The organism is Pseudomonas sp. So3.2b (genome assembly GCF_019464415.1).
GTDB lineage: Bacteria > Pseudomonadota > Gammaproteobacteria > Pseudomonadales > Pseudomonadaceae > Aquipseudomonas > Aquipseudomonas shahriarae.
Genome location: NZ_CP080494.1, coordinates 3,666,539 through 3,690,895, shown reverse-complemented (window position 1 = coordinate 3,690,895; position 24,357 = coordinate 3,666,539). Strand labels below are relative to the sequence as shown.

Below are 24,357 nucleotides of genomic sequence, written 5' to 3'. Positions count from 1 at the left end.
CCTGGACCGCTGACTCTTATAAGGTTGACCATGACTTCATCGCGCCACTTGCCGCCTGCCACTGATCTTCTGGCCGCGCGCCCCGGTTTTGTCCGGGTGCGCGGCGCCCGGGAACATAACCTGCGCAATGTCGATGTGGACATCCCACGGGATGCTCTGGTGGTGTTCACCGGGGTGTCGGGGTCGGGCAAATCATCCCTGGCGTTTTCCACGTTGTACGCCGAGGCGCAGCGGCGTTACTTCGAGTCGGTCGCGCCTTATGCCCGGCGCCTGATTGACCAGGTGGGCGTGCCGGATGTGGACTCCATCGAGGGTCTGCCGCCGGCCGTGGCCCTGCAACAGCAACGGGGCACGCCGAGCACGCGCTCGTCGGTGGGCAGCGTGACCACCTTGTCCAGCCTGATCCGCATGCTCTATTCCCGTGCCGGCAGTTATCCGCCGGGGCAGCCGATGCTGTATGCCGAAGACTTTTCGCCGAACCTGCCCCAGGGCGCCTGCCCGCAGTGCCACGGCCTGGGCCGCGTGTATGAAGTGACCGAGGCACTGATGGTGCCCGATCCGTCCCTGACCATCCGCCAGCGGGCGGTCGCCGCCTGGCCGCTGGCCTGGCAGGGGCAAAACCTGCGGGACATCCTTGTGACCCTGGGCTACGACGTCGATATCCCCTGGCGCGAGCTGCCGAAAAAACAGCGCGACTGGATCCTCTTCACCGAGGACACGCCCACGGTGCCGGTGTATGCCGGCTTGACCCCGGAGCAGACCCGCGACGCCCTCAAGCGCAAACTCGAACCCAGCTACCAGGGGACTTTCAGCGGCGCCCGTCGCTACATTCTGCACACCTTCACCCACACCCAGAGCGCGCTGATGAAAAAGCGTGTCGCGCAATTTATGCAAGGCAGCCCGTGCCCCTTGTGCGAGGGCAAGCGCCTGACCAAGGCCGCGTTGTCGGTGAAGTTTGCCGGGGTGGATATTGGCGAGCTGTCGCAACTGACATTGTTGCAACTGGCGCAGCTCCTGCGCCCGGTGGCCGAGGGCAAGGGCCGGGTAAAACTCTCGGTGGAAAAACGCCTGGCCGCCCAGCGCATCGCCCAGGATTTGCTGGAGCGGGTCAGCACCCTGACCGACCTGGGCCTGGGCTATCTGTCCCTGGAGCGCAGCACGCCAACCCTGTCCTCTGGCGAATTGCAGCGCCTGCGCCTGGCGACGCAATTGGGCTCGCAACTGTTCGGCGTGATCTATGTGCTGGACGAACCGTCGGCCGGCTTGCATCCGGCGGATGGCGAAGCCCTGTTCACGGCGTTGGAGCGCCTGAAAGCCGCCGGCAATTCACTGTTTGTGGTGGAACACGACCTGGAAACCATGCGCCGTGCCGACTGGTTGATCGACGTCGGCCCGGCGGCGGGCGAGCAGGGTGGCCAGGTGCTGTACAGCGGCCCACCGGCAGGCCTGGCACAGATTGCAGCGTCACAGACCCGCGAATACCTGTTTGCCGAGCCGCGCCCGCTGAACACCTCGCGCCGTGCGCCGAGCGGCTGGCTCAGCCTGGAAGGGGTCAGCCGCAATAACCTCGACGAGGTGAGCGTGGACTTTCCCCTGGGCTGTTTTACTGCTGTGACGGGGATTTCCGGCTCGGGTAAATCCAGCCTGGTCAGCCAGGCCCTGCTGGACCTGGTGGGTGAGGGGCTGGGTCGGGTGGTGGTCAGCGACGACGAGCCCGACCTCGAAGACCCGGCGCCGCAAACCAGCAGTGGCCGCATCCGCGCGGGCCTGGAGCAGATCCGCCGCCTGGTGCAGGTGGACCAGAAGCCCATCGGCCGCACCCCGCGCTCCAACCTCGCGACCTACACTGGCCTGTTCGATAACGTGCGCAAGCTGTTCGCCGCCACCCCAGCGGCGAAAAAACACCACTACGATGCCGGGCAGTTCTCCTTCAACGTCGCCAAGGGTCGTTGCCCGAAGTGCGAGGGTGAGGGGTTTGTCAGCGTCGAATTGTTGTTTATGCCCAGCGTCTACGCACCTTGCCCGACCTGTCACGGCGCGCGCTACAACCCCCAGACCCTGGCGATTACCTGGCAGGGCCTGAACATTGCCCAGGTGCTGGGCTTGACCGTTGAGCAGGCGGTGGACGTCTTCGCCGAACAACCCAGCGTGCTGCGCGCGCTGCGGGTCCTGCGCGACATCGGCCTGGGCTACCTGCGCCTGGGCCAGCCGGCCAACGAGCTGTCCGGTGGCGAGGCCCAGCGGATCAAACTGGCCACCGAACTGCAACGTACCGCACGGGGCGCAACCCTGTATGTCCTCGACGAGCCCACCACCGGCCTGCACCCCCGTGATGTCGACCGCCTGCTGCTGCAACTCAACCACCTGGTGGATGCCGGTCACACAGTGATTGTGGTCGAACACGAAATGCGCGTGGTGGCCCAGAGCGACTGGGTCATCGACATCGGCCCAGGCGCCGGCGACCAGGGCGGCAACGTCGTCGCCAGCGGCACGCCCCAGCACCTCGCCCAGAACCAAACCAGCCGCACTGCCCCCTTCCTCGCACGCGAGCTGGGGCAAGGGAATTGACCTTGGGCATGACAAGAGGCCCCGGGATGGGCTAGCTTCAAGGTGGACCAGTCATTGATTAACTTGCGGAGGTACTTCATGCCAGTGAAACATGATCTTTATCAGGATTTGGGGTTGAGCAAGGAGGATGTCCAGCAGCGTCGGGCAAGCCACCATCGGTTGGATGTATTGCTCACCCAGTATGACGTTGCCGACAAGGAGGTGCTGGAGGCTGAATCTGCAAGTGCCAATGACGATGATGTGGAGAACCTGAAGAAGAAACGCCTGTTGATCAAAGATAAAATCGTCGAACAACTGGAGCAGACCAAGGGGCATTAGCCAACGCTGGGGGAGGGGGTCCATATTTGTTCAGAATTGCCCCAAGGACAACAACCCCGCCACTGCCTATTATCCCAACCGTTCGCCCGACCCTGGGGCACGTTGACTGCGCATGGAATGCGTTGTGGTGTCGGGCGAACTCTTTTTCTAGGTGCGCAGCACCTGCAGGCAGGCGTCGATCGAGCGCTGCTGGGTGTCTGCATACAGCTGCAACTCATCAAGGGTCTGGCGGCCCAGGGCCTGTTCAAACTCAGCCTGGTTGGCGTTGGCCGCGTAGTGACTCTGCGCCGCATCGCCCAGGTTAGACTGGAAAATCCCCGCCGCGCTGACCGGCAAAAAATCTTCATACACCAACGGTTCGATATCGACGTAACCCGCCTCGATCAACGCGTCCAGACTCTGTGGCGCGTCCTTCTCGGCGGCACGGCCCTTGTCGGTCACTCGGTAGCGAAAGTACGCCAAACCTTGCTCGCGCATGGCCCGATGGTTATCCGGGAAGGCCTGGAAGTGCTGTGCCATCAGTTCGGTATAGCGCTGGGCGTTGGCTTCATTGGGAAAGGCACCCAGTTCGTCCCGCGCGGCGTTGAGCAGTTGGTCATAGAGCGCCCGGCCCTTGGGCGTCAGGGCCACGCCACGTTGTTCGATTTCGCCAAAGCGTGCGCTGTGGCTGCCCCTGGCATCGGTAAAGGCAATGGCTTCGTCGAGGGCCTTGAAACTGGTCTGGCGCAGCAGGATCGGGCATTGGCGGCGGGGTGGGCCTTCGATCACGGCTTTGGGGGTGATGCCTTTGCCGGGCATGTCGGCTTGTACGCGGTCGATGTCCAGGGTGCGTGGGGTCAGGTGATTGATATGCGGGCCCTTGAAGGCCACCACGTCGGCAATCAGCCGGTGCTGGTCGCTGAGTTGCTGGTACTGGGCCGCGCTGACCGTGGCGGTGTGGTGCCAGCGAAAGGTTTCCAGGGCTTGCTGGATAAAGGCCTGGGCATCGCTGGTATTCAGGCCGCCGTCGGCTTCGGCCTGTTCGATCAGGGCCAGGGCCCGTGGGGTGAAGATGGAGCGCTTGGCCAGGGCTGATTCGGCAAAGGCCCGCAGTTCAAGGTTTTCGATCAGCTCCAGGCGCAGCAGCGAGGTGAAGACCCGGAACGGGCTGGTCTGCAAGGCGCTTTCATGCACGGCGCGAAAGGCCGTGGAATGCACCGGCACGCCGGCCGGGGTGAGGTCGTAGTAACCCACCGGGTGCATGCCCATTACTGCAAACAGGCGGCTGATGGTTGCCAGCTCATAGGCGCTGCCCAGGCGGATGGCGCCGTGGCGCTCCATGTCCAGGCGCTGGATTTCGCCAGTGTGCTGCAGTTGCTGCGCCAGGTCTGGATCGCTCGCCAGCACCCGGGCATTGGTTTCGGCCACCAACTCCAGCAGCGCGCCATACAGCGGCACTTCCTCGCGGTACATGTCGGACATGGCCTTGGAGAAGTCCTTGCGGATGGCATCGGGGCTGATAAAGCGCGGGGTAGGCATAGAAAAATTCCTGGCTGCGGTAACGGTGGTGTGGGCCGTAAGCCAGATTTTGTTGGGCGCTGCCCGAGGGCGCAAACGAAGATTCCTCTGGACTTCATTCTGCAAATGAATGAGCGCCACAGGCACACACAAAAATCCCGCCTGGGTAGGCGGGATTGGTCAACCCAGGTTGCCCTGGATCAGGCCGGGAACAGTTCGCTCAGTTTCATCGCCAGCATCATGTCGCCTTCGGCGCGCAGTTTGCCGCCCATGAAGGCCTGCATGCCGTCGGTTTCGCCGCTGACGATACCTTTCATGGTTTCAGCGTCCATCACCAGAGTCACCTGGGCGTCAGGGTTCACGCCTTCTTGCAGTTCGCAGGTGTTGTCCTTGACGATCAGGGAGAAGTTCTGGCTCTCGTCGATACGGAAACCGAACACCAGGTCCAGGCCGTCGGCAGCGGCTGGGTTGAATTTGGCTTTCATTGCTTCTACGGCTTTAGCTACGTCAGTCATGGTTCGATCCTTTTATGGGTGGTGCCAGTGACCTTGGGGTCACGGTTGGCCGCAATTCATCGGAAGGTGATGAGCTGCGGCGCCTTCAACAGTTGCAAGTGGGTATGGCTGTTGAAGGAAGCCAGTGCCACTTCGCGTCCACGGAACTTCAAGTGGTTGAGCGAAGTGTTGACAATCTGCCAGTTCAGCTCGAAAGCCTGGGTGGCAGGTATGCGGGTAATCAGGTGGAGCAGGGCGGTGATGGTGCCGCCAGAAGTAAATACGGCGATCTTGTGGGAACTGTCGGCAGTCTCTAGCAGGCGCTGCAGACCACCCTGGACGCGCTCGACAAACCCCAGCCAGCTTTCCAGGCCAGGAGTGTCGTAGGTGCCGCTCAGCCAGCGTTCGATGATCAGGGCGAAGATACGCTGGAACTCGCCACGGTTATTCTGGGCGTTGCGCAGGATATCCAGGGCTTCGGGCTCGCTGTCGAGCAGGTCCGGGAGCAGGGCGCGGATGATCGCGTCGGCGTCGAATTCGTTGAAGGCACTGTCGATTTCCAGGGGCGGCACCGGCAAGCCCTGGGCGCCGATGGACTCGAACGTGGCATTGGCCGTGTGCTGCTGGCGCCGCAGGTCGCCCGACACACAGCGGTCGAACGTCAGGCCCAGGTCTGCCAGATGGCTGCCCAGTATCTGCGCCTGCTGCACACCCACGGGCGACAGGACATCATAGTCGTCTGCACCGAAGGAGGCCTGGCCATGTCGAATCAAATAGATGCTGCCCACGTCCGTCACCCGGTACGTTGAAAGTCTGGCGAGGTTATGAGGATGCCGGGAAGCTGTCAATGAAAAAACATACGCTTGTTTTAAAAGCCCGTTAGAGGCCGATATCCGTGTGGGAGCTGTCGAGCCTTGGCGAGGCTGCGATGGCAGCGGCACTGTGAGCAGAGATGTTGCCTGGCCCACCGCTATCGCAGCCTCGCCAAGGCTCGACAGCTCCCACAGGGTTTAGCGGTGTTTGTTGGATCCTTTCACGAGCATGAGCCTTGAGAGGCCCGTTTCAAGGGGTTTCAGCTCTGGCTCACCGGCCGTCCCATCGGTATGCTGGGGCAATCGCGCCTGGCGCACCGTTTCTGTAAGGAGTCCCATGGAGTTTTTGGCTGAGTATGCAAGTTTTCTGGCTAAAACCGTCACGTTGGTCGTCGCCATCCTGGTGGTGCTGATCAGTTTTGCGGCGTTGCGCAGCAAGGGCCGGCGCAAGAATGCCGGGCAGTTGCAGGTCAGCAAGCTCAATGACTTTTACAAAGGCCTGCGCGAGCGCCTGGAGCAGACCCTGCTCGACAAGGATCAGCTCAAGGCCCTGCGCAAGTCCCAGGGCAAGGCCGAGAAAAAACAGAAGAAAACCCCCGAGGCCAAGCCACGGGTGTTTGTGCTGGATTTTGACGGGGACATCAAGGCGTCGGCCACCGACAGCCTGCGCCACGAAATCACTGCGCTGCTGAGCCTGGCCACGCCCAAGGACGAAGTGGTACTGCGCCTGGAAAGCGGCGGTGGCATGGTCCACAGCTATGGCCTGGCGTCCTCGCAATTGGCGCGGATCCGCGAGGCGGGTGTGCCGTTGACGGTGTGCATCGACAAGGTCGCGGCCAGCGGCGGCTACATGATGGCGTGCATCGGCGAGAAGATCATCAGCGCACCGTTTGCCATCCTCGGCTCGATTGGCGTGGTGGCCCAGTTGCCCAACGTCAACCGCCTGCTGAAAAAGCACGATATCGACTTTGAAGTACTCACCGCTGGCGAGTACAAGCGCACCCTGACGGTGTTTGGCGAAAACACCGAGAAGGGCCGGGAGAAGTTCCAGGAAGACCTGGATATCACCCATCAACTGTTCAAGAACTTCGTGTCGCGCTATCGCCCGCAACTGGCGATTGATGAAGTGGCTACCGGCGAAGTCTGGTTGGGCGTCGCGGCGCTGGACAAGCAGTTGGTAGACGCGCTGCAGACCAGTGACGAATACCTGGCCAGCAAGGCCAAGACCGCCGAGTTGTTCCACCTGCACTATGCCGAGCGTAAAAGCCTGCAGGAGCGGGTGGGCCTGGCGGCCAGCGGCTCGGTGGACCGGGTGCTGCTGACCTGGTGGAGCCGCCTGACTCAACAGCGTTTCTGGTAACTCACCCACCCTTTAGGCGCCGGTAAGCCGGCACCTACAGGGGATCGCGTCGATCCTGCAGCAGTGGAATCGGATGCCTCATCAGCAGGCCCACCACCAGCGCCCCCAGCAGCCCCAATAGCCCCGCCACCCACAACACCCTGGCAAACCCGCCGACAAACGCTTGCCACGCCAAGGGTTGCACCCATCCCTGCGCCGACTCCGGCAGCAGTGCCATGGCCGCTGGCATATCCCCGGCCACCACTCGCGAGGCAATCCCCGGTACCTGGGCCTGCCATTGCGTACCAAGGCTGGTTTGCAGCAGATACTCGCTATGGCTGGCCAATAGCGCGCCATACACCCCAATCGCCAACATGATCGCGCTGAAACGCATCGTGGTGCTCATGCCCGATGCCATGCCCGCGCGGTCCCTTGGCACGCAGGCCATGATGTTTTTCTGGGTGTCGCCATTGAGCAGGCCGGCCCCGGCGCCAGTCACTGCAATCGCCAGGGCGAACGGCAGATAACCGCCGACATTCACCGCCCAGGCGCTGAGCAGGTTGCCGCTGCCCACCAGGGCCAGGCCGGCCGCCATCATGGTCGCGGGGGCGAAGCGGCTGGCCAGGCGTGCGCCGATCCGCGGGCAGATCAGCATGGTCAGGGCAAACGGCAACATCCCCAAGCCCGAGGCAATCGCGGAAAACCCCAGGCCGTTTTGCAGGTAGAACGGCAGCAGCGTCATCATCACCTGGGCACACCCGGCATAGGCAAACATCCCCAGCAAGGCCCCGATAAACCGTGGGTACTGGAACAGTTGCAGGTCCACCATGGGCCGGCGCTGCAAGCGCTCCACCCACACAAACAGGCCCAGCAGCAACGCGCCGCCGAGCAACCGCGCATAGGTCAGCGGGTTGTCCCAGCCTATGCGATTGGCTTCGATCAGGCCCCAGATCAGGCACAGCAGGCTGGCGCTGAAGGTCAGGCTGCCCCAGGGGTCGAGGCGCGCCGATTGGCTGTCGCGCGATTCCGGGATGGCGTGCAGGACCAGTGCGAGCAAGGCCAGGCCCACCGGCAGGTTGAGGTAGAAAATCCAGCGCCAGCCCATGTAGTGGGTAATCAGGCCGCCAAGGGTCGGCGCGGCGGTCATCGCCACGCCCATGCAGGCGCCCCAGAATGCCCAGGCCTTGGCCCGTTCCAGGTCATCGTGAAAGGCATGGCCGATGGAGGCCAGGGCCGAGGTCAGCAGCAACGCTGCACCGACACCCTTCACGGCACGGGCGATATCCAGCAGCAGCACGCTGGGCGCGGCGCCACAGCCCAGGGAGGCGAGAATAAAAATCCCCAGGCCCCACACCAGGGTTTTCTTGCGGCCGAAGCGGTCGGCAATGCTCCCGGCTGGCAGCAGCAGGGCGGCGAACGCCAGCATATAGGCGCTGACTACCCATTCGATATCGGCGAAATTGGCGCCCAGGTCGCGAGCAATGGTCGGCAGGGTCACGGCGACGATGTTGGTGTCGAGGACAATCAACGAACAGACCCCGGAGGCGGTCAACAGGGTAAGGCGGGGGCTGACCCGGCTCATGGCAGGATTACCTGGCAGGCAACAGGCAAGACGGATTTGACGGGCATCAGGTGGACTCTCTACTGTGGGTGTTCTGTGAGCTTATCGTCGGCGCCCAGTGATTCTGTTAGCCGAGACGAAGCACATCATTACCTTTGAGCTAATCCTGCGATGGAAATACGTCATTTCCGCTACTTCCTGGCCGTTGCCCGGCACCGCAACTTCACGCGGGCCGCCGAGCAACTGGATATTGCCCCACCCACCTTGAGCCGACAGATCCAGGATATGGAGCGCGCCCTGGGTACCCGCCTGTTTATCCGGCGTCAGCGGGATGTCAGCCTGACCGAGGCGGGCAGCGCGTTGCTGGGTGAAGCTGAAGCCACCGTGCGCCAGTTCGAGTTCGCCCAGCGCAATGCCCAGCGCGCCGGGCGTGGCGAGATCGGCCATATCGAGTTGGGCTATGTGGCGTCGGCGGTGTATTCCGGCGTGTTGCAACGCCAGGTGCAGGGGTTTTGTGCGGAGTTTGCCGATGTCAGCCTCAGCGTGCGGGAAAGCCCCATGGCCCTGTTGCCGGGGCTGGTGGCCGAAGGGCGCTACGACATTGGCTACATTCGCTCACCCATGACCCTGCCCGACGGCGTGGAGGCGCTACGCCTGGGCAGTGAGGGTTTTGTCCTGGCGCTGCCACAGGGCTCGTGGCTGCTGGGCTTGAAGGCGATCACCTGCGAGCATTTGCAGAACGAGACCTTCATCCTGCCCGAGCAAATCAGCGGCACCTTGCAGGTGGCCGCGCAAGGCGGGTATGCCCCGCGCCTGGGGCCGCAGCCGGGAGGCCTGGTGGCGGTGATTGCCCTGGTGTCCCTGGGGCAGGGCGTGGCGGTGGTGCCGGAGTCGGTAGTGGGGCATGTCAGCTTGCCGGGTGTGCACTACCGCACCCTCCAGGGCAGCGATGCGTCGTCGTGGCTGTCGCTGATCTACCGGCGCTTTGAAAAAGCCCCGGCGGTGGTGCGGTATATCCAGCACATCAAACACAACCCCACCCCGTAGCAACTGGCCCCTACCGGGTCAGGCGGGGCTGTATCGAGTCTGCCAGCTGCGTGAGGATCAGGCAGCAGGACACCGCCCCCGCATCCAGCACCCCCAGCGAGCGTTCGCCCAAACGGCTGGCCCGGCCGATCTTGGCCACCAGGTCCTTGGTCGAGTCGCGGCCCTGGGAGGCGGCGCTTTTCATCGCATCCAGGGCGTCGCTGAAGGACGCACCCGCCGCCTGCGCCTGCTCAAACGCCTCCACCGCCGGGATCAGGGTGTCCATCAGGCACTTATCGCCGACGCCGGCTTCGGTGATGTCCTGCAGGGAGGTGAGGCCGCCGCGCAGTAGATGGGCGAAGGTCGCGGCGTCGATGTTTTCGCTGCCGCGCACTTCATCGGCCATGCCGATAAACAGGCTGCCATACAGCGGGCCCATGGAACCGCCGATGCCTTCCATCAGGCTCAGGGTCAGTTCATCCAGGGCCTCGGCCAGGGTCAGTTGCCGGCCTTCGAGGGTGCGGCCGCAATGGGCGAAGCCCTTGGCCATGTTGATGCCGTGGTCGCCATCGCCAATCGCGCCATCGACTTCGCTGAGGTATTCACGGTTGGCGACGATCACGCTGACCAGGTCGGTGACAATCGCACTGCCGTCGTGGGTAGAAAAATGCTGGCTCATGGTCTATTCCGCCTGGGTCATGCCGATGGAGCGGCAAGGTTGGTCGATCAGGGTTTTCAGCTCGGCATCCAGGCCCAGCAGGGTCAGGGTCACGCCCATCATTTCCAGGGAAGTGAAGTAGTTGCCGACGTAGCAGCGATGGATCTTCAGGCCCTTGGCCTTGAGCTGGCTTTCGACTTCGGCGTAGAAGATGTACAGCTCCATCACCGGCGTCGCGCCCAGGCCCGAGACCAGCACCACCACGCTGTCATCCTGGCTGAAATCGCGGTCGGCGAGGATCGGTGCAAGCATGCGTTCAGCCATGGCCGCTGCAGACTCGATCGGGATCACCTCGATCCCGGGTTCGCCGTGGTGGCCGATACCCAACTCCATCTGGCCGTCCGGGATCTGGAAGTTCGGTTTGCCCACCGCGGCAATGGTGCAAGGCGTCAGGCCGATGCCGATGGAGCGGCAGTGATCGACCGCCTTCTGTGCGACGCGGATCACTCCATCCAGGTCATAGTGCTGCGCGGCGGCGGCCCCGCCGATCTTCCACATGAAGATTTCCCCGGCGACCCCGCGGCGCTTGGCGATATCGGCCTTGGGTGCCGACGCCACGTCATCGTTGGCGACCACGGTGCGGATCTGCATGTCCTTGCTGGCGGCCATTTTCATCGCCAGCTTCACGTTCATATTGTCGCCGGCATAGTTGCCGTACAGACAGGCCACGCCGGCGCCGTGATCGGCGACACGAAACGCGTCGAAGAAACTCTTGGCGGTGGGCGACGAGAAGATTTCGCCGACGGCCACCGCGTCCACCAGGCCGGGGCCGACGTAGCCGAGAAACGCCGGCTCATGGCCGGAACCGCCGCCGGTGACGATGCCCACGCGGCCTGGGCCGGAAGGCTTGGCCTTGCTGATCACGCGGGGGTTGCTGTCGCATTGGGCCAGTTCGGGATGGGCGACCAGAATGCCGCGCAGCATGTCCTCGACCACTTGGTCCGGATCGTTGATGACTCGATTCATAACGCGGGTTCCTGTTCTTGTTGTCTTGGGCGCAGTCGTTCAAATGTGTTGGGTTCAGGGTTCGAGCACGACCTTCAAGGACTTGTCCCCGCGCTCCATTACCGCAAACGCCTCCTTGAAATCCGCCAGCGCAAACTTGTGGGTCACCACGTCGCGCATGTCGATCTTGCGCTTGCCGATAAAGTCGATGGCCCGTGGGTACATGTACGGGCCCAGGTGCGAGCCGAGTACGTCCAGCTCCTTGCGGTCGCCGATGATCGACCAATCTACCGTGGCCTCGTCGTTGAACACGCTGAATTCGACGAAACGCCCCAGCTTGCGCAGCATCGCCAGGCCCTGGTTCACCGCTTTGTGGTGCCCGGTGGCTTCGATATAGATATCGCAGCCATAGCCGTCGGTGATTTCGCGGATTTTCGCCAGTACATCAACCTCGGCCGGGTTCCAGACTTCGTCGGCGCCCATGCGCAGGGCCAGTTCGGCGCGTTCGGGTTTCATGTCGAGCACGATCAGGCGTTTGGGGTTGCGCATGCGCACCGCGCCGATGATCCCCAGGCCGAGGGTGCCGGCGCCGGCCACGACCACCACATCGTCGAAATCCACATTGGCCCGTTCCGCCGCGTGCAGCGAGCAGGCCAGCGGCTCGATCAGGATCGCTTCGTCCGGCGCGATGGAGTCCGGCACCTGGTGGATGATGCCTTCCTTGGTGAAAATCATGTACTGGGCCATGGCGCCCTGTACGTTGTTCTGGAAGCCATAGAGGTCGTGCTTCTGGCACATCCAGTACTGGCCGTGGTTGCAGAAACGGCAGCCCCAGCAGGGCACGATCTGCTCGGAAATCACCCGGTCGCCGACCTTCACCCCGCGCTTTTCAGCGCCTGGGCCCAGGGCGACCACGCGGCACACAAACTCATGCCCGGGAATCATCGGCGGCTTGACGTAGCGCGGCTGCTCGGCGTCGCCCCAGAACGACGGCGCGCCGCGATAGGTCTTGATATCGCCCATGCAGATGCCGCACAGCTCGACCTTGGTCAGGATCTCGTCGGGGCCTGGCGTCGGTACATCGACGGTTTCCAGGCGATAGTCTTCCGGGCCATGGCAGACCACGGCCTGCATGGTCTTGGGGATCACTGGGTGGAGGTGTTCGGCGGTACGTTCGGTAGCGATGGACATGACAAACCTCACGACGAATAGAAGGATTACTGAATGCTGTAGCCGCCGTCGATCACCATATTGGCGCCGGTGATCATCTGGGCTGCGTCGCTGAGCAGGTACAACGCCAGCCCGGCGATTTCATCCGGCTGGGCAAAACGGCCCGCCGGGATCTGCAATTTGGCCCGTTCGCCCACTTCGCCGGCCCAGGCTTTTTTGCCCAGGGCGGTCTCGACGATGGTGGGGGAGATGGCATTTACATTAATGTGCGGCGCCCATTCCATGGCCAGGACCTTGGTCATGCCGACAATCGCGGCCTTGCTCGCGCAATAGGCCACATGCCGATCCAGGCCGATCACCGCCGCCTGGGACGCCAGGTTGACGATGCGCCCGCTGCCCTGGGCGAGCATGTGCCGGGCGCAGGCCTGGGCCACGAAAAAACTGGCCTTGAGGTTGATATCCAGGGTGATGTCCCAGGCGTTTTCGCTGACGTCGATGGCCTTGTCCAGCATCACCACGCCGGCGCTGTTGATCAGATAATCCAGACGTTTGAAGTGCGCGAACATGTAGTCGATGCTGCTCTGCACCTGATCGAGCTGGCGCAGGTCGACGGCCAGGCCAAGATGCCCGGCACCGAGGCTGGCGGCTACTTCCACCACGGCCGGATCGCGGTCGAGCAGCGCCACACGCGCGCCACGCTCCACCAGCAGGCTGGCACATGCCAGACCAATCCCCGCAGCCCCACCGGTGATCACGGCGCAGCGGCCGCTGAGGTCGAAGGCTTGGTTCCAGAATCCAGACATTGGTTTAACTCCATTCTCAAAAACAGTGGAGATCGGATGTGGGAGCTGGCTTGCCTGCGATGCGCGCATCTCGGTCTGTCAGGGATTCCGAGGTGAGGCAATCGCAGGCAAGCCAGCTTCCACATTGACCGCGTTGCTATTTAGTGCCGCTGACCTGCTGGTACAGCGCATCCGCATTGGCATTGGTGACCGGCACCCACGGCAGGATGTAGTTCTTCGCGGTGCCGTCGGCCCATTTCACGTCCTTGGCATAGCGCTCCCAAATCACCGACTTGGGCTTGTAGTCTTCGCCCGCCAGTTGCCGCAGGGCTACGTCCAGTGCGCCCTGGGACTGGGCCTGGGCGTCTTGCAGGAAGGTGGTGACTTCATCTCGTTTCGCTGCCTGAATCGCGTCCGGCATGCCGTCGATGGAGGTGACAGGCACCTCCTTGGAGGTCAGTCCATGGGACTTGAGGGCCTGCACGGCGCCGAGGGCCATGTCGTCGTTTTGCGCGATCACCCCATTGATGCCCTTGGGGTGGGCGTTCAGCCAGTCTTCAGTCAGGGTCAGGGCCTGGGCGCGGTCCCAGTTGGCAGTCTTCTTCTCGATGATCTTGATCCCGGGGTGTTTGCCCAGCACTTCCAGCTCGCCTTTTTCCCGGTCGATCTGCGCCGACTGGCCAATCGGGCCCTGGATGATCACCACATTGCCCTTGCCCTGGAGTTTGTCGACCATGGCCTGGGCCTGCAGGCGACCACCCTCGACATCGTCGTTGCCCACGTACGGCACGCTGGCGTCGGCGACCTTGGTGTTGGAGGCGATCACCACCACATCATTGGACATTGCCTGCTTCACCGTGCCGACACCGGCCTTGGTGTCGATGGGCACGAAGAGGATCGCGTCGTAGCGCTGGGTGACCATGTTTTCGATCTGGTTGTTCTGGGTCAGCGCGTCATAGTTGCCGTCGAAGACAGTCAACTGCACGGTGCCATCCTTGACCGCCGGATGCTCCTTCAGCTCGCGCACCCAGTTCTGCATGAACTGGCCCTTGAGCCCGTATACGGCGGCGCCGATTTTGTAGGTCTTGCCATCGGCGGCCAGGGTGATGCTGCTGGCGAGCAGGGAGAGGGCCGCCACGGCGGCAAACGATGTAGCGAATTTCATAATGAGAACCCCGTTTATTGTTGTGGTCGTTCAGTTCGGTTCAGAGCAAAAGCGACTAGCGTTTTTTCTTGCGCCACACGTCAATCAACACCGCGAGTACGATGATCAAGCCCTTGGCGACCTGCTGGTAATAGGAGGACACGCCAAGCAGGTTCAGGCCGTTGTTGATCACCCCGATCAGCAGGGCGCCGAACAGCGTGCCGACGATGGTGCCGACGCCGCCGGACAGGCTGGTGCCGCCGATCACCACGGCGGCAATCGCATCCAGCTCATAGGACATGCCGGCCTGGGGCAGGGCGGAGGTGGTGCGCGCGGACAGCACCACGCCCGCCAGGCCGGCGAGCAAGCCCGAGACCACGTACACCGAGAACGTCACCTTGCGCACACCGATCCCCGAGGTGCGTGCGCTTTTTTCGTTGCCGCCCACCGCGTACACATAGCGCCCGTAGGTGGTGTAGCGCAGCACCATCCAGAAGATCAGCGCGACCACCGCAAAGATAATGACCGGTATGCCAATCGGCCCGAGCTTGCCGATGCCCAGGGCCAGGTAGGCGTCCGGCAGATCGGTGACCGGGCTGCCGTCGTTGAGGATAAAGGTCATGCCCCGGGCCACACTCAGCATGCCCAGCGTGGCAACAAAAGGCGGGATCGACAGGTTGGCCACCATGAAGCCGTTGACCATCCCCAGCATCGCTCCGGCGAACATCCCGGCACTGACGGCGGCGAGCAGTCCGTAGCCCTGGGTCGCGACCAGGGCGCTGCACAGCCCGGCGAAGGCGAGGATCGAACCTACCGACAGGTCGATGCCCTTGGTCAGGATCACGTAGGTCATGCCCACTGCCAGGATGCCGTTGATCGAGGTCTGGCGCAGGATGTCCATCCAGTTGCGCCAGGTCATGAAGTATTCGCTGGAAAACGCCATGACCACGCACAGCAGGATAAACACCAGTGGCAGGCCAAAGCGGTCGAGGGAAAGGCGCAGACGGCTGCGCGCGGGGGGGGTCAGTGGCGTGGCAAGGGTTTTGGCATTCATGAGGCAAGACTCAACAAGGCTTCCTGGGAAAGAGCGGTGTCGCTGCTGATAGTCACCAGCCGGCCGCCCTTGAAGACCGCGATACGGTCACTCAGGTGCAGCAGTTCCGGGGCTTCGGACGACACCACGATGGCCGCGCCACCGGCGCGCACGAACTGGTCGAGCAAGTGATAGATCTCCTGCTTGGCACCTTCGTCGATGCCCCGGGTCGGTTCATCGCACAGCAGGCACACCGGTTGGGTCGACAGGCATTTGGCGAGCACTACCTTTTGCTGGTTGCCGCCGCTCATGGACGCCACTGGCAGATCGAGGGAGGTGGTCTTGATCTGCAGGCGCTTGACCATGTCCTCGGCCAGTTGGGTTTCCTTGCGCGCATTGATCAACGACCAACTCGACAGTTGCTTGTACGCCGACAGCGCGATGTTCGAGAGGATGCTGGAGCTGAGTACCAGGCCGCTTTCCTTGCGGTCTTCGGTGACCAGGGACATGCCGGCGCGGATGGTCGCCTTGGGCAGGCCGATGGGCATCGGCTTGCCTTGCAGGGTGACGCTGCCAGCGTCCGGGGTGGTCAGGCCATAGATGCAGTTGAGGAACTCGCTGCGCCCCGAGCCCATCAGCCCGTAGATGCCGAGGATTTCGCCCTGGCGCACTTGCAGGCTGATGTCCTGGAACTCGCCGCTGCGGCTCAGGCCCTGGACGTCCAGGCAGCAGTCGGCGGCGCTTTCGCGGCCGACCTTGTGGTCGATGCGCGTCAATTCCTGGCCGACGATGCCGCGCACCAGGTGGGCGCGGTCGATATCGACCATGCGCCCGCTTTCGACGAAGGCGCCATCGCGGAAGATGCTGTAGTCGTCGGCTATCTGCGCAAGCTCGCTGAGGCGATGGGACACATACACGATCCCGGCGCCACGGGCGGTGAGGCGGCGGATGGCCTTGAACAGGGTTTCGGCTTCGCGCTCGCCGATGGCGGACGTGGGCTCGTCCATGATCATCACCTGGCAGTCATGGCTGAACGCCTTGGCGATCTCCACCAGTTGGATCTGCGCCACGCTCAGGCGATGCATGGGGGCGCTGGCGTCGACCTCGAACTCCAGGCTTTCCAGGAGCTCGCGGGTACGCCGGTGCAGTTCCTTGCTGTCGACGATGCAGCCGGCGCGCCGTGGTTCGCGGCCCAGCCAGATGTTTTCGGCGACGCTCATGTAGGGGATCGGTTCCAGCTCCTGGGTGATCATCGCGACCCCCGCCGCCAGCGCTTCGCTGGGACGATTGAAATGTACGGGAGCGCCATTGAGCAGGATGTTGCCGGCATCACGCTGGGTGATGCCCATCAAGATACTGAGGAAGGTGGATTTGCCCGCGCCATTGCCGCCGCACAGGGCGTGCACGCTACCGGCCCGCAGCGAGAGGCGGCCGTCACGCAGGGCAGGGATGCCGGCGTAGGCCTTGGCGACGTGTTCAGCCTGGAGCAGTAATGGCGTGGCCATCGGCGTGTCCTCGTGCTGTGAATTCTTATTAGGTACACAGTCGTGTTGCTGCGTGATCATATGTGTACCAAATGAAATTCTGATCAGTCAATCTCTTTCACTGGAAACTTGTAATCGCCGGCAATTTCTTAATGTTTGGCGTTTTAGAGGGGTTTGACTGGAAGGTCAGTTAAAACGTGCTTGACAGTTGCGAGGGAATATCCGAGAAATGCCTGATCGAAATTTCACTGAGTGATCATATGATCAGTCTTAAGTTTCACCACGGCAGCGGAGCCTAATGCCATGAACACACCTTTTCCGGTGGCTATCGGATGTGACGAAGCGGGTTTTGAGCTCAAGGAGCTGTTGAAGCGCCATATCGAGACGCTGGGGTATCCGGTGACCGACTTTGGTACCCATTCCACGGCGCCGGTGCTGTACCCGGATATTGCGCTGGCGGTGGCCACGGCCATCAACGGCGGGCAGCAGCGCCTGGGAGTGCTGGTGTGTGGCACGGGCATCGGCATGGCCATCTCGGCCAATAAAGTCTTGGGTATTCGCGCGGCTCAGGCCCATGACACCTATTCGGCGGAGCGGGCGCGCAAGAGCAACGATGCGCAGATCCTGTCCATCGGTGCACGGGTGGTGGGGGCGGAGCTGGCCAAGAGCATCGTCACCGCGTTTCTGGCCTCGGAGTTCGAGGCGGCGCGTTCCGGGGCCAAGGTCGAGCGCATCAACGCCATTGAGCGTGATGGGCATCAGTAGTGGACGTAGCGGGGCAAGAGTCGGGAGAATGCGCCTTTGACGCCGAAACGGAAGCCCGTCCCCATGAGTGACAGTACCCTGCGCACCGCCAGCGATATCGATCTGATGACCGAAGTGGCGATGCTCTATTACCTTGAGAACGTCACTCAGGAAGCCATCGCCAAGCGCTTTGACCTGTCCCGGGCCAAAGTCAGCCGGCTGCTCAAGCGTGCGCGCGATGAAGGGATTGTCGAGGTGCGGGTACTGCAGCATCCGGCGATGAACAACGAATTGGAACAGGCGTTGGTGGAGCGCTTCCAGCTGGACCGTGCGTTGATCGCGGTCGATCACAGTGACGCCGACACCCAGCGCTCCGCCGTGGCCAGCCTGGTGGCCAACTACCTGAACAAGACCCTGGGCGACGGCATGATTGTCGCTGTGGGCATGGGGCGCAATGTGGGGGCGGTAGCCGATAACGTGTTTTTGCCGGTGACGCGCAACTGCACATTTGTCTGCGCCATTGGCGGTTCGCTCAAGGCGGGCGAATACATGAACCCCGACCATATCTGCCGACGCCTGGCCCTGCGTTTTGGCGGCGAGAGCGAAAGCCTGTACGCCCCGGCGCTGGTGGCCAACCCGGAACTGCGCAGCGTGTTGATCAGCAACGACACCGTACGCTCCACCCTCGACCGCGCACGGCGCGCCGATATGGCGCTGATCGGCATCGGCGACATGAGCGAGAACAGCAATATGGTGCGCATGGGCTGGTTCTCACCCCAGGAAATCGCCCAGGCGCGCTTGTCCGGCACGGTGGGTGACATGATGGGTTACGACTTTATCGACATTCATGGCCAGCCGGCGGTCAACGCCATCCAGGGGCGGGTGATCGGCTTGACGGTGCAGGAGTTATTCCGCATTCCCGATGTGGTGGCGATTGCCAGTGAAAACACCAAGGCGGCGGCGACCCTGGGGGCGTTGCGCTCGGGGGTGATCAATACGCTGGCGACCACGGTAACCAATGCCCACACCATCCTGGCGCTGGACGACGCTACCCGCAAAACCTGACCTGTCGCCTCTCAAAATATGGGCACTGGCGTGTGGGGGGGGGCTGGCTTGTGTGGGAGCTGGCTTGCCTGCGATAGCATCGCCTCGATCTAACTGATACACCGAGGTGCCTGCATCGCAGGCAAGCCAGCTCCCACACAAGCCACCACGCAAGACCACGGCACAGGCTTTCGAGGGGCGGCTTTTACAGATCTTGTAATGGTTTTAAATTGTAGGGAATTTGTATTTTTCATGTAGGATTAACGTCCTTTTCTCACTGCAGGATTTGCATGAACACCCTCTCGGAGCCCCCCAGTCGTCTTTCTCCAAGACCGCTACTGCCGACGTTCCCGCTGAAACATCCTCTATTTAGGCTGCTAACCTTTTCCCGGTCATCGGACCGCGTTTTGTTGTGCCCGGCATTCTGAAAATCAATAAAGAGACAGAGACTTCTATATGGAATGGTTAGCGGATCCAACGGCCTGGCTCGGCCTGTTGACCTTGATTGTGTTGGAACTGGTACTGGGTATAGACAACCTGGTGTTTATCGCGATCCTGGCGGACAAGCTGCCACCGGAGCAGCGTGACCGTGCGCGGTTGATCGGCCTGTCCCTGGCGTTGATCATGCGCCTGGGCCTGTTGGCGAGTATTTCCTGGTTGGTGACCCTGACCCAGCCGTTGTTCGAGGTGTTCGACAAGAGCTTCTCCGGACGTGACCTGATCATGCTGTTTGGTGGTGTGTTCCTGTTGTTCAAGGCCACCATGGAGTTGCATGAGCGGCTCGAAGGGCATGTCACCGAGCGCACCGGCAATGCCGCCTACGCGATGTTCTGGCCGATTGTGGCGCAGATCGTGGTGCTGGACGCTGTGTTCTCCCTCGACGCGGTGATTACTGCGGTCGGCATGGTTGACGAGCTGGCGGTGATGATGATCGCGGTAATCGTGTCCATCGGCGTAATGATCGTGGCCAGCAAGCCGCTGACTCGCTTCGTCAATGCGCACCCGACGGTGATCATGCTGTGCCTGGGCTTCTTGATGATGATCGGTTTCGCCCTGACCGCCGAAGGTCTGGGCTTCCACATCCCGAAAGGCTACCTGTACGCGGCCATCGGCTTCTCGATCCTGATCGAGGTGTTCAACCAGATCGCCCGGGCGCGCCGCAAGAAGTCGGCGCAAGGCCTGCGGCCGATCCGTGAGCGCACTGCTCATGCGGTGATGCGTCTGCTGGGCGGTCGCAGCCTGGCGGTGGAAGAAGTGGGTGAGGACGTTACGGACCTGTTGGGCGACTCGCAGGACCATCAAGGCCCGCTGTTCGACCGTCGCGAACGGATCATGATCAGTGGTGTGCTGCAACTGGCCGAGCGGCCGATCCGCACCTTGATGACCCCGCGGGCGAATGTCGACTACATCGACTTGGCCGACGACCCTGAGACGATCCGCCTGAAACTGATGCACTCGTCCTACTCGCGCTTGCCGTTGATCCGTAACGGCGCGGTGGATGAGCCCCTGGGCTTCGTGCATAAGAAGGAGTTGCTCAAGGAGTACCTGGCCGGCAATGAGCCGAACCTGGAACACCTGGCGCGGCGGGCGATCAACCTGCTGGACAGCTTCTCGATCCTCAACGCCCTGGAGCAGATGCGCCAGGAGTCGACGCACATTGCCTTTGTGATCAACGAATTTGGCGATTTCATGGGGGTGTTGAGCATGACCGACATCCTTGAGTCCATCGCCGGTGAGTTGCCCGATGCCAGTGAAGTCGAAGGTCCGGACATCGTCGAAGAGCAGGGCGGTTATCGCGCCAATGGTGCGTTGAACCTGAACCTGATTCGCCAGCGCACCGGGTTCAAGGCTGTGGCCACCGAGGATTACCAGACCCTCGCCGGCCTGGTCATGAGCCTGTTGGATCGCCTGCCAGTGGTCGGTGACAGCCTGGAATACGAAGGCTGGCGCCTGACCGTGGCGGCGGTGGAGGAGCGGCGGGTGACGCAGGTACTGCTGATCCCTGTCGCGCTGGGTTAACGGGGCTTTGCCCGTTTGGTCGGCACACCCCGGGTGTGCCGCTCGAAGGTTCTTTTCAGGGTCTGCTCCTGGGTCTCCCAGGGGCCGAACCCCTTGAGCTTCTCTACCAGCCTGCCGTTTTTCAAGATCAGCAGCGTCGGCGTGCCGGTCACCTCGGGATGCCGTGGGGTCTGGCTGGTGTCCAGTACATAAAGCGCCGCCTGGCGTCGATAGCGACCGGCCACTTTGCTGAACAGTGGCTTGGCCGCGCCGCACGCCGCGCACTGGGGCGATACAAACAGCATAAACACCGTGCGGGGCGTCTGCAGCGCACGTCTATACGCCTGTGCGTCGTCGATCACCGTGTTGATCGGTCCCATGACAGTCTCCTTGTAGGCACTTGGCCAAACCCTAAGTCGGGTGGGCTGGACGGTCTACTGTGAGAATTCACAGGTAACGCACCCAAATGGGATGGACCGCAACGGATTGTGGCGCACGGTAGCAGTGTGTCTGCCGGCGCTGGCGGCGCGGTGGTTCGTCGGTGCCTTCTTATCTCTCTGATTTAAAAACACTTGCGCGCTTCAATAGGCTTCTCCTGCTGGCTGTGGCACACTTTCTGCTGTCTATTCCGTTGTTACATACCTAGTTCCGGTATAGCGGAATAAACAACTTCTGGAGTGCTTGCCATGCATCGCCGACCTTCCGTGTTTAAAGCCTGTGTTTTTCTCTTCGCCGCATCGGCTTGCCTCGCCAGCCAAGTGCAGGCGGACAGCAAGCTCGATGAAGTGCTCAAACGTGGGCATCTGCTCGTCGGTACAGGCAGTACCAATGCGCCGTGGCACTTCCAGGGAGCGGATGGCAAGTTGCAGGGGTTTGATATTGATATCGGGCGCATCGTCGCCAAAGGCCTGTTCAACGACCCGAGCAAGGTCGAGTTTGTGGTGCAGTCGTCCGATGCACGGATTCCCAACCTGTTGACCAACAAAGTCGACATGAGCTGCCAGTTCATCACCGTCACCGCCAGCCGTGCGCAGCAGGTGGCGTTCACCCTGCCGTACTACCGCGAAGGTGTGGGCCTGCTGTTGCCGGCCAACAGCAAATACCAGCAAATCGAAGACCTGCAGGCAGCGGGGGATGACGTCACTGTGGCGGTGCTGCAAAACGTCTACGCCGAAGAGCTGGTGCACCAGGCGCTGCCCAAGGCCAAGGTGGATCAATACGACAGCGTCGACCTGATGTACCAGGCGGTGAACTCCGGGCGTGCCGACGCGGCGGCCACCGACCAGTCCTCGGTCAAGTACCTGATGGTGCAGAACCCCGGCCGCTACCGCAGCCCGAGCTACGCCTGGAGCCCGCAAACCTATGCGTGCGCGGTCAAACGTGGCGATCAGGACTGGCTGAACTTCGTCAACACCGCCCTGCACGAGGCGATGACCGGCGTCGAGTTTCCGACCTATGCAGCCTCGTTCAAGCAGTGGTTTGGCGTTGATCTGCCGACCCCGGCGATTGGTTTTCCGGTGGAATTCAAATGATTGTTGAGCGCGGGGCGTCGCAGCGGGCGCCCCAATCAAGGTAGTGCCGACCATGAACTATCAGCTGAATTTTGCCGCAGTCTGGCGCGATTTCGACACCTTGCTGGCGGGCCTCGGCCTGGGCCTGCAACTGGCCTTGCTGTCGATTGCCATCGGCTGCGTGATCGGCCTTTTGATGGCTTTTGCCATGCTGTCCAGGCACCGTGCGCTGCGGATTCTGGCCTCGGTGTATGTGACGGTGGTGCGCAACACGCCGATCCTGGTGCTGATCCTGTTGATCTACTTTGCCTTGCCCAGCCTGGGCATCCGCCTGGACAAGATCCCCTCGTTCATCATCACCCTGTCGTTGTACGCCGGGGCCTACTTGACCGAAGTGTTCCGTGCCGGCCTGTTGAATATTCCCAAGGGCCTGCGCGAAGCCGGCCTGGCGATTGGCCTGGGGGAGTGGCAGATCCGCGCCTACATCACGGTGCCGGTGATGCTGCGCAACGTGCTGCCGGCGCTGTCGAACAACTTTATCTCGCTGTTCAAGGACACCTCTCTGGCGGCGGCGATTGCCGTGCCGGAACTGACCTATTACGCCCGCAAGATCAACGTCGAAAGCTACCGGGTGATTGAAACCTGGCTGGTGACGACCGCGCTCTACGTGGCGGCCTGCTACCTCATCGCCATGCTGCTGCGTTACCTGGAGCAGCGCCTGGCGATTCGTCGATAAGAGGGGTTTTCCATGTATTGGCTGCATGAGTTGTGGATCGCCCGGGCAACCCTGTGGGCAGGGTTCCAGACCAGCGTGTATTGCTCGGTGCTGGCGATTATCTTCGGCACCCTGATCGGCATCGTCGCCGGGTTGGTGCTGACCTACGGCAAGTTCTGGATGCGCGCGCCGTTTCGTCTGTACGTTGACCTGATCCGTGGCACCCCGGTGTTTGTGCTGGTACTGGCCTGCTTCTACATGGCCCCGGCGCTGGGTTGGCAGATCAGTGCGTTCCAGGCCGGTGCCCTGGGCCTCACGCTGTTTTGCGGCTCTCATGTCGCCGAGATTGTGCGCGGTGCGTTGCAAGCCATTCCCCGTGGGCAACTGGAAGCGGGCAAGGCCATCGGCCTGACCTTCTATCAGTCCCTGGGCTATGTGTTGCTGCCCCAGGCACTGCGGCAGATTTTGCCGACCTGGGTCAATTCCTCCACCGAGATCGTCAAGGCCTCGACCCTGCTGTCGGTGATTGGTGTTGCCGAGTTGCTGTTGAGCACCCAGCAAGTGATCGCCCGGACCTTTATGACCCTGGAGTTCTACCTGTTTGCCGGCTTTCTGTTCTTTGTCATCAACTACGCCATCGAGTTATTCGGGCGCTACATTGAAAAGCGGGTGGCCTTGCCATGAATCAACCATTGCTCAACATCAGCGGCCTGCGCAAGCAATACGGTGCGGTGGAAGTCCTCAAGGGCGTTGACCTGTCGCTGCAGCGCGGCAACGTGGTGACCTTGATCGGCTCCAGCGGCTCGGGCAAGACCACGCTACTGCGCTGCGTCAACCTGCTGGAAGAGTTCCAGGGCGGGCAGATCACCCTCGACGGCGAGTCCATTGGCTATGCCGATGTTGCCGGCAAGCGCGTGCGTCACCCGGAAAAACTCATTGCCCAACACCGCGCCATGACTGGCATGGCGTTCCAGCAATTCAACCTGTTCCCCCATCTGACGGCGTTGCAGAACATCACCCTGGGCCTGCTCAAGGTCAAGCATATGGGCAAGGACGAGGCGGTAGCCCTCGCGGAAAAATGGCTGGAGCGCGTCGGCCTGCTGGAACGGCGCAACCACTTCCCCGGTCAGTTGTCCGGCGGCCAGCAACAGCGGGTGGCGATTGCCCGGGCGATTGCAATGAACCCCAGTCTGATGCTGTTCGACGAAGTGACCTCAGCGCTGGACCCGGAGTTGGTCGGCGAGGTGCTCAGTGTGATCAAGGGCCTGGCGCAAGAGGGCATGACCATGTTGCTGGTGACCCACGAAATGCGCTTTGCCTACGAGGTTTCGGACAACATCGTGTTTATGAACCAGGGGCGGATTGAAGAGCAGGGCCCGCCCAAAGCGGTCTTTGAGCGCCCGCAATCGCCACGCCTGGCGGAATTTCTGAAAAATATTCGTTTTTAATCAAGG

At 62.1% G+C, this 24,357-nt stretch carries 23 protein-coding genes; 11 read left to right on the top strand and 12 right to left on the bottom strand.

What is annotated here, in order from left to right; translation table 11 throughout:
• The first annotated feature begins 30 nt into the window (after window positions 1-30).
• The gene (locus tag K1X80_RS16350) at window positions 31-2,568 is read left to right on the top strand and encodes an excinuclease ABC subunit UvrA (protein WP_186625639.1); all 2,538 of its coding nucleotides are present in this window, start codon (window positions 31-33) and stop codon (window positions 2,566-2,568) included.
• 78 nt (window positions 2,569-2,646) lie between these two features.
• Window positions 2,647-2,886, top strand: a complete 240-nt coding sequence (locus K1X80_RS16345; RefSeq protein WP_032857259.1) for a DUF465 domain-containing protein — start codon at window positions 2,647-2,649, stop codon at window positions 2,884-2,886.
• A gap of 147 nt (window positions 2,887-3,033) precedes the next feature.
• Here the strand turns inward: K1X80_RS16345 and K1X80_RS16340 are convergent, their stop codons facing one another.
• The 3 genes from K1X80_RS16340 to K1X80_RS16330 all read right to left on the bottom strand — a co-directional run bounded on the left by K1X80_RS16340 (window position 3,034) and on the right by K1X80_RS16330 (window position 5,665).
• Window positions 3,034-4,404, bottom strand: a complete 1,371-nt coding sequence (locus K1X80_RS16340) for a VOC family protein (protein ID WP_198817454.1) — start codon at window positions 4,402-4,404, stop codon at window positions 3,034-3,036.
• Between the two features lie 179 nt (window positions 4,405-4,583).
• The gene (locus K1X80_RS16335) at window positions 4,584-4,898 is read right to left on the bottom strand and encodes an SCP2 sterol-binding domain-containing protein (protein ID WP_057440819.1); all 315 of its coding nucleotides are present in this window, start codon (window positions 4,896-4,898) and stop codon (window positions 4,584-4,586) included.
• 56 nt (window positions 4,899-4,954) lie between these two features.
• Window positions 4,955-5,665 (bottom strand): histidine phosphatase family protein, encoded by a 711-nt coding sequence (locus K1X80_RS16330; protein WP_198831214.1) that lies wholly within the window; start codon window positions 5,663-5,665, stop codon window positions 4,955-4,957.
• 361 nt (window positions 5,666-6,026) lie between these two features.
• Here K1X80_RS16330 and sohB point away from each other — a divergent pair, with 361 nt between their 5' ends.
• Window positions 6,027-7,049, top strand: coding sequence for a protease SohB (gene sohB, locus K1X80_RS16325; RefSeq protein ID WP_120733419.1), 1,023 nt, complete (start codon window positions 6,027-6,029; stop codon window positions 7,047-7,049).
• Window positions 7,050-7,083: 34 nt separating this feature from the next.
• Here the strand turns inward: sohB and K1X80_RS16320 are convergent, their stop codons facing one another.
• Window positions 7,084-8,610, bottom strand: a complete 1,527-nt coding sequence (locus K1X80_RS16320) for an MFS transporter (RefSeq protein ID WP_057440823.1) — start codon at window positions 8,608-8,610, stop codon at window positions 7,084-7,086.
• A 150-nt stretch (window positions 8,611-8,760) separates the two neighbouring features.
• On the opposite strand from K1X80_RS16320, the gene K1X80_RS16315 reads away from it, so the two are divergent.
• The gene (locus K1X80_RS16315; protein ID WP_170059287.1) at window positions 8,761-9,636 is read left to right on the top strand and encodes a LysR family transcriptional regulator; all 876 of its coding nucleotides are present in this window, start codon (window positions 8,761-8,763) and stop codon (window positions 9,634-9,636) included.
• A 10-nt stretch (window positions 9,637-9,646) separates the two neighbouring features.
• On the opposite strand, the gene dhaL is transcribed toward K1X80_RS16315, so the two are convergent.
• From dhaL to K1X80_RS16280, 7 genes are all read right to left on the bottom strand, one after another.
• Window positions 9,647-10,294: a dihydroxyacetone kinase subunit DhaL gene (dhaL, locus tag K1X80_RS16310; RefSeq protein ID WP_115128449.1), complete on the bottom strand. Its 648-nt coding sequence runs from the start codon at window positions 10,292-10,294 to the stop codon at window positions 9,647-9,649.
• A 3-nt stretch (window positions 10,295-10,297) separates the two neighbouring features.
• Window positions 10,298-11,299 (bottom strand): dihydroxyacetone kinase subunit DhaK, encoded by a 1,002-nt coding sequence (locus K1X80_RS16305; protein ID WP_128592937.1) that lies wholly within the window; start codon window positions 11,297-11,299, stop codon window positions 10,298-10,300.
• Window positions 11,300-11,353: 54 nt separating this feature from the next.
• Window positions 11,354-12,469 carry a zinc-binding dehydrogenase gene (locus K1X80_RS16300; RefSeq protein ID WP_057959239.1) on the bottom strand — a complete coding sequence of 372 codons (1,116 nt, stop codon included), beginning with the start codon at window positions 12,467-12,469 and terminating at the stop codon, window positions 11,354-11,356.
• A 26-nt stretch (window positions 12,470-12,495) separates the two neighbouring features.
• Window positions 12,496-13,251 (bottom strand): SDR family oxidoreductase, encoded by a 756-nt coding sequence (locus tag K1X80_RS16295; RefSeq protein ID WP_198817458.1) that lies wholly within the window; start codon window positions 13,249-13,251, stop codon window positions 12,496-12,498.
• A gap of 136 nt (window positions 13,252-13,387) precedes the next feature.
• Entirely contained in the window at window positions 13,388-14,395 is a 1,008-nt protein-coding gene (locus K1X80_RS16290; protein WP_057959241.1) for a substrate-binding domain-containing protein, read from the bottom strand.
• 55 nt (window positions 14,396-14,450) lie between these two features.
• On the bottom strand, window positions 14,451-15,428 hold the full coding sequence (locus K1X80_RS16285) for an ABC transporter permease (RefSeq protein WP_057959242.1): 978 nt from the start codon (window positions 15,426-15,428) through the stop codon (window positions 14,451-14,453).
• The gene (locus K1X80_RS16280) at window positions 15,425-16,912 is read right to left on the bottom strand and encodes a sugar ABC transporter ATP-binding protein (RefSeq protein WP_220172290.1); all 1,488 of its coding nucleotides are present in this window, start codon (window positions 16,910-16,912) and stop codon (window positions 15,425-15,427) included. Before K1X80_RS16280 ends, K1X80_RS16285 begins: the two co-directional genes overlap by 4 nt.
• A gap of 282 nt (window positions 16,913-17,194) precedes the next feature.
• Here K1X80_RS16280 and rpiB point away from each other — a divergent pair, with 282 nt between their 5' ends.
• The 3 genes from rpiB to K1X80_RS16265 all read left to right on the top strand — a co-directional run bounded on the left by rpiB (window position 17,195) and on the right by K1X80_RS16265 (window position 20,698).
• Window positions 17,195-17,656, top strand: a complete 462-nt coding sequence (gene rpiB, locus K1X80_RS16275; RefSeq protein ID WP_057959243.1) for a ribose 5-phosphate isomerase B — start codon at window positions 17,195-17,197, stop codon at window positions 17,654-17,656.
• 63 nt (window positions 17,657-17,719) lie between these two features.
• Window positions 17,720-18,700 carry a sugar-binding transcriptional regulator gene (locus K1X80_RS16270; RefSeq protein WP_029293725.1) on the top strand — a complete coding sequence of 327 codons (981 nt, stop codon included), beginning with the start codon at window positions 17,720-17,722 and terminating at the stop codon, window positions 18,698-18,700.
• Window positions 18,701-19,135: 435 nt separating this feature from the next.
• Complete coding sequence (locus tag K1X80_RS16265; RefSeq protein ID WP_057959244.1) at window positions 19,136-20,698, top strand: TerC family protein; 1,563 nt, start codon at window positions 19,136-19,138, stop codon at window positions 20,696-20,698.
• Here the strand turns inward: K1X80_RS16265 and K1X80_RS16260 are convergent.
• Window positions 20,695-21,057 carry a co-chaperone YbbN gene (locus tag K1X80_RS16260; protein WP_057959245.1) on the bottom strand — a complete coding sequence of 121 codons (363 nt, stop codon included), beginning with the start codon at window positions 21,055-21,057 and terminating at the stop codon, window positions 20,695-20,697. The genes K1X80_RS16265 and K1X80_RS16260 overlap by 4 nt on opposite strands.
• A 306-nt stretch (window positions 21,058-21,363) precedes the next feature.
• Here K1X80_RS16260 and K1X80_RS16255 point away from each other — a divergent pair, with 306 nt between their 5' ends.
• The 4 genes from K1X80_RS16255 to K1X80_RS16240 are packed head-to-tail and all read left to right on the top strand — an operon-like array spanning window position 21,364 to window position 24,351.
• Complete coding sequence (locus K1X80_RS16255; RefSeq protein ID WP_057440842.1) at window positions 21,364-22,209, top strand: transporter substrate-binding domain-containing protein; 846 nt, start codon at window positions 21,364-21,366, stop codon at window positions 22,207-22,209.
• Between the two features lie 52 nt (window positions 22,210-22,261).
• Window positions 22,262-22,924, top strand: a complete 663-nt coding sequence (locus tag K1X80_RS16250; protein ID WP_057440843.1) for an amino acid ABC transporter permease — start codon at window positions 22,262-22,264, stop codon at window positions 22,922-22,924.
• Between the two features lie 12 nt (window positions 22,925-22,936).
• Window positions 22,937-23,587, top strand: a complete 651-nt coding sequence (locus K1X80_RS16245) for an amino acid ABC transporter permease (RefSeq protein WP_057440845.1) — start codon at window positions 22,937-22,939, stop codon at window positions 23,585-23,587.
• Complete coding sequence (locus tag K1X80_RS16240; protein ID WP_057440847.1) at window positions 23,584-24,351, top strand: amino acid ABC transporter ATP-binding protein; 768 nt, start codon at window positions 23,584-23,586, stop codon at window positions 24,349-24,351. Before K1X80_RS16245 ends, K1X80_RS16240 begins: the two co-directional genes overlap by 4 nt.
• Window positions 24,352-24,357 lie beyond the last annotated feature (6 nt).

Excerpts from the sequence above, each read along its gene's own strand:
- rpiB (WP_057959243.1), top strand. The coding sequence starts at position 17,195 with ATGAACACACCTTTTCCGGTGGCTATCGGATGTGACGAAGCGGGTTTT.
- K1X80_RS16335 (WP_057440819.1), bottom strand. The coding sequence starts at position 4,898 with ATGACTGACGTAGCTAAAGCCGTAGAAGCAATGAAAGCCAAATTCAAC.
- K1X80_RS16280 (WP_220172290.1), bottom strand. The coding sequence starts at position 16,912 with ATGGCCACGCCATTACTGCTCCAGGCTGAACACGTCGCCAAGGCCTAC.
- K1X80_RS16250 (WP_057440843.1), top strand. The coding sequence starts at position 22,262 with ATGAACTATCAGCTGAATTTTGCCGCAGTCTGGCGCGATTTCGACACC.
- K1X80_RS16245 (WP_057440845.1), top strand. The coding sequence starts at position 22,937 with ATGTATTGGCTGCATGAGTTGTGGATCGCCCGGGCAACCCTGTGGGCA.
- K1X80_RS16290 (WP_057959241.1), bottom strand. The coding sequence starts at position 14,395 with ATGAAATTCGCTACATCGTTTGCCGCCGTGGCGGCCCTCTCCCTGCTC.
- K1X80_RS16340 (WP_198817454.1), bottom strand. The coding sequence starts at position 4,404 with ATGCCTACCCCGCGCTTTATCAGCCCCGATGCCATCCGCAAGGACTTC.
- K1X80_RS16265 (WP_057959244.1), top strand. The coding sequence starts at position 19,136 with ATGGAATGGTTAGCGGATCCAACGGCCTGGCTCGGCCTGTTGACCTTG.
- K1X80_RS16270 (WP_029293725.1), top strand. The coding sequence starts at position 17,720 with ATGAGTGACAGTACCCTGCGCACCGCCAGCGATATCGATCTGATGACC.
- K1X80_RS16285 (WP_057959242.1), bottom strand. The coding sequence starts at position 15,428 with ATGAATGCCAAAACCCTTGCCACGCCACTGACCCCCCCCGCGCGCAGC.
- K1X80_RS16260 (WP_057959245.1), bottom strand. The coding sequence starts at position 21,057 with ATGGGACCGATCAACACGGTGATCGACGACGCACAGGCGTATAGACGT.
- dhaL (WP_115128449.1), bottom strand. The coding sequence starts at position 10,294 with ATGAGCCAGCATTTTTCTACCCACGACGGCAGTGCGATTGTCACCGAC.
- K1X80_RS16315 (WP_170059287.1), top strand. The coding sequence starts at position 8,761 with ATGGAAATACGTCATTTCCGCTACTTCCTGGCCGTTGCCCGGCACCGC.
- K1X80_RS16300 (WP_057959239.1), bottom strand. The coding sequence starts at position 12,469 with ATGTCCATCGCTACCGAACGTACCGCCGAACACCTCCACCCAGTGATC.
- sohB (WP_120733419.1), top strand. The coding sequence starts at position 6,027 with ATGGAGTTTTTGGCTGAGTATGCAAGTTTTCTGGCTAAAACCGTCACG.
- K1X80_RS16240 (WP_057440847.1), top strand. The coding sequence starts at position 23,584 with ATGAATCAACCATTGCTCAACATCAGCGGCCTGCGCAAGCAATACGGT.
- K1X80_RS16345 (WP_032857259.1), top strand. The coding sequence starts at position 2,647 with ATGCCAGTGAAACATGATCTTTATCAGGATTTGGGGTTGAGCAAGGAG.
- K1X80_RS16320 (WP_057440823.1), bottom strand. The coding sequence starts at position 8,610 with ATGAGCCGGGTCAGCCCCCGCCTTACCCTGTTGACCGCCTCCGGGGTC.
- K1X80_RS16255 (WP_057440842.1), top strand. The coding sequence starts at position 21,364 with ATGCATCGCCGACCTTCCGTGTTTAAAGCCTGTGTTTTTCTCTTCGCC.
- K1X80_RS16305 (WP_128592937.1), bottom strand. The coding sequence starts at position 11,299 with ATGAATCGAGTCATCAACGATCCGGACCAAGTGGTCGAGGACATGCTG.
- K1X80_RS16350 (WP_186625639.1), top strand. The coding sequence starts at position 31 with ATGACTTCATCGCGCCACTTGCCGCCTGCCACTGATCTTCTGGCCGCG.
- K1X80_RS16295 (WP_198817458.1), bottom strand. The coding sequence starts at position 13,251 with ATGTCTGGATTCTGGAACCAAGCCTTCGACCTCAGCGGCCGCTGCGCC.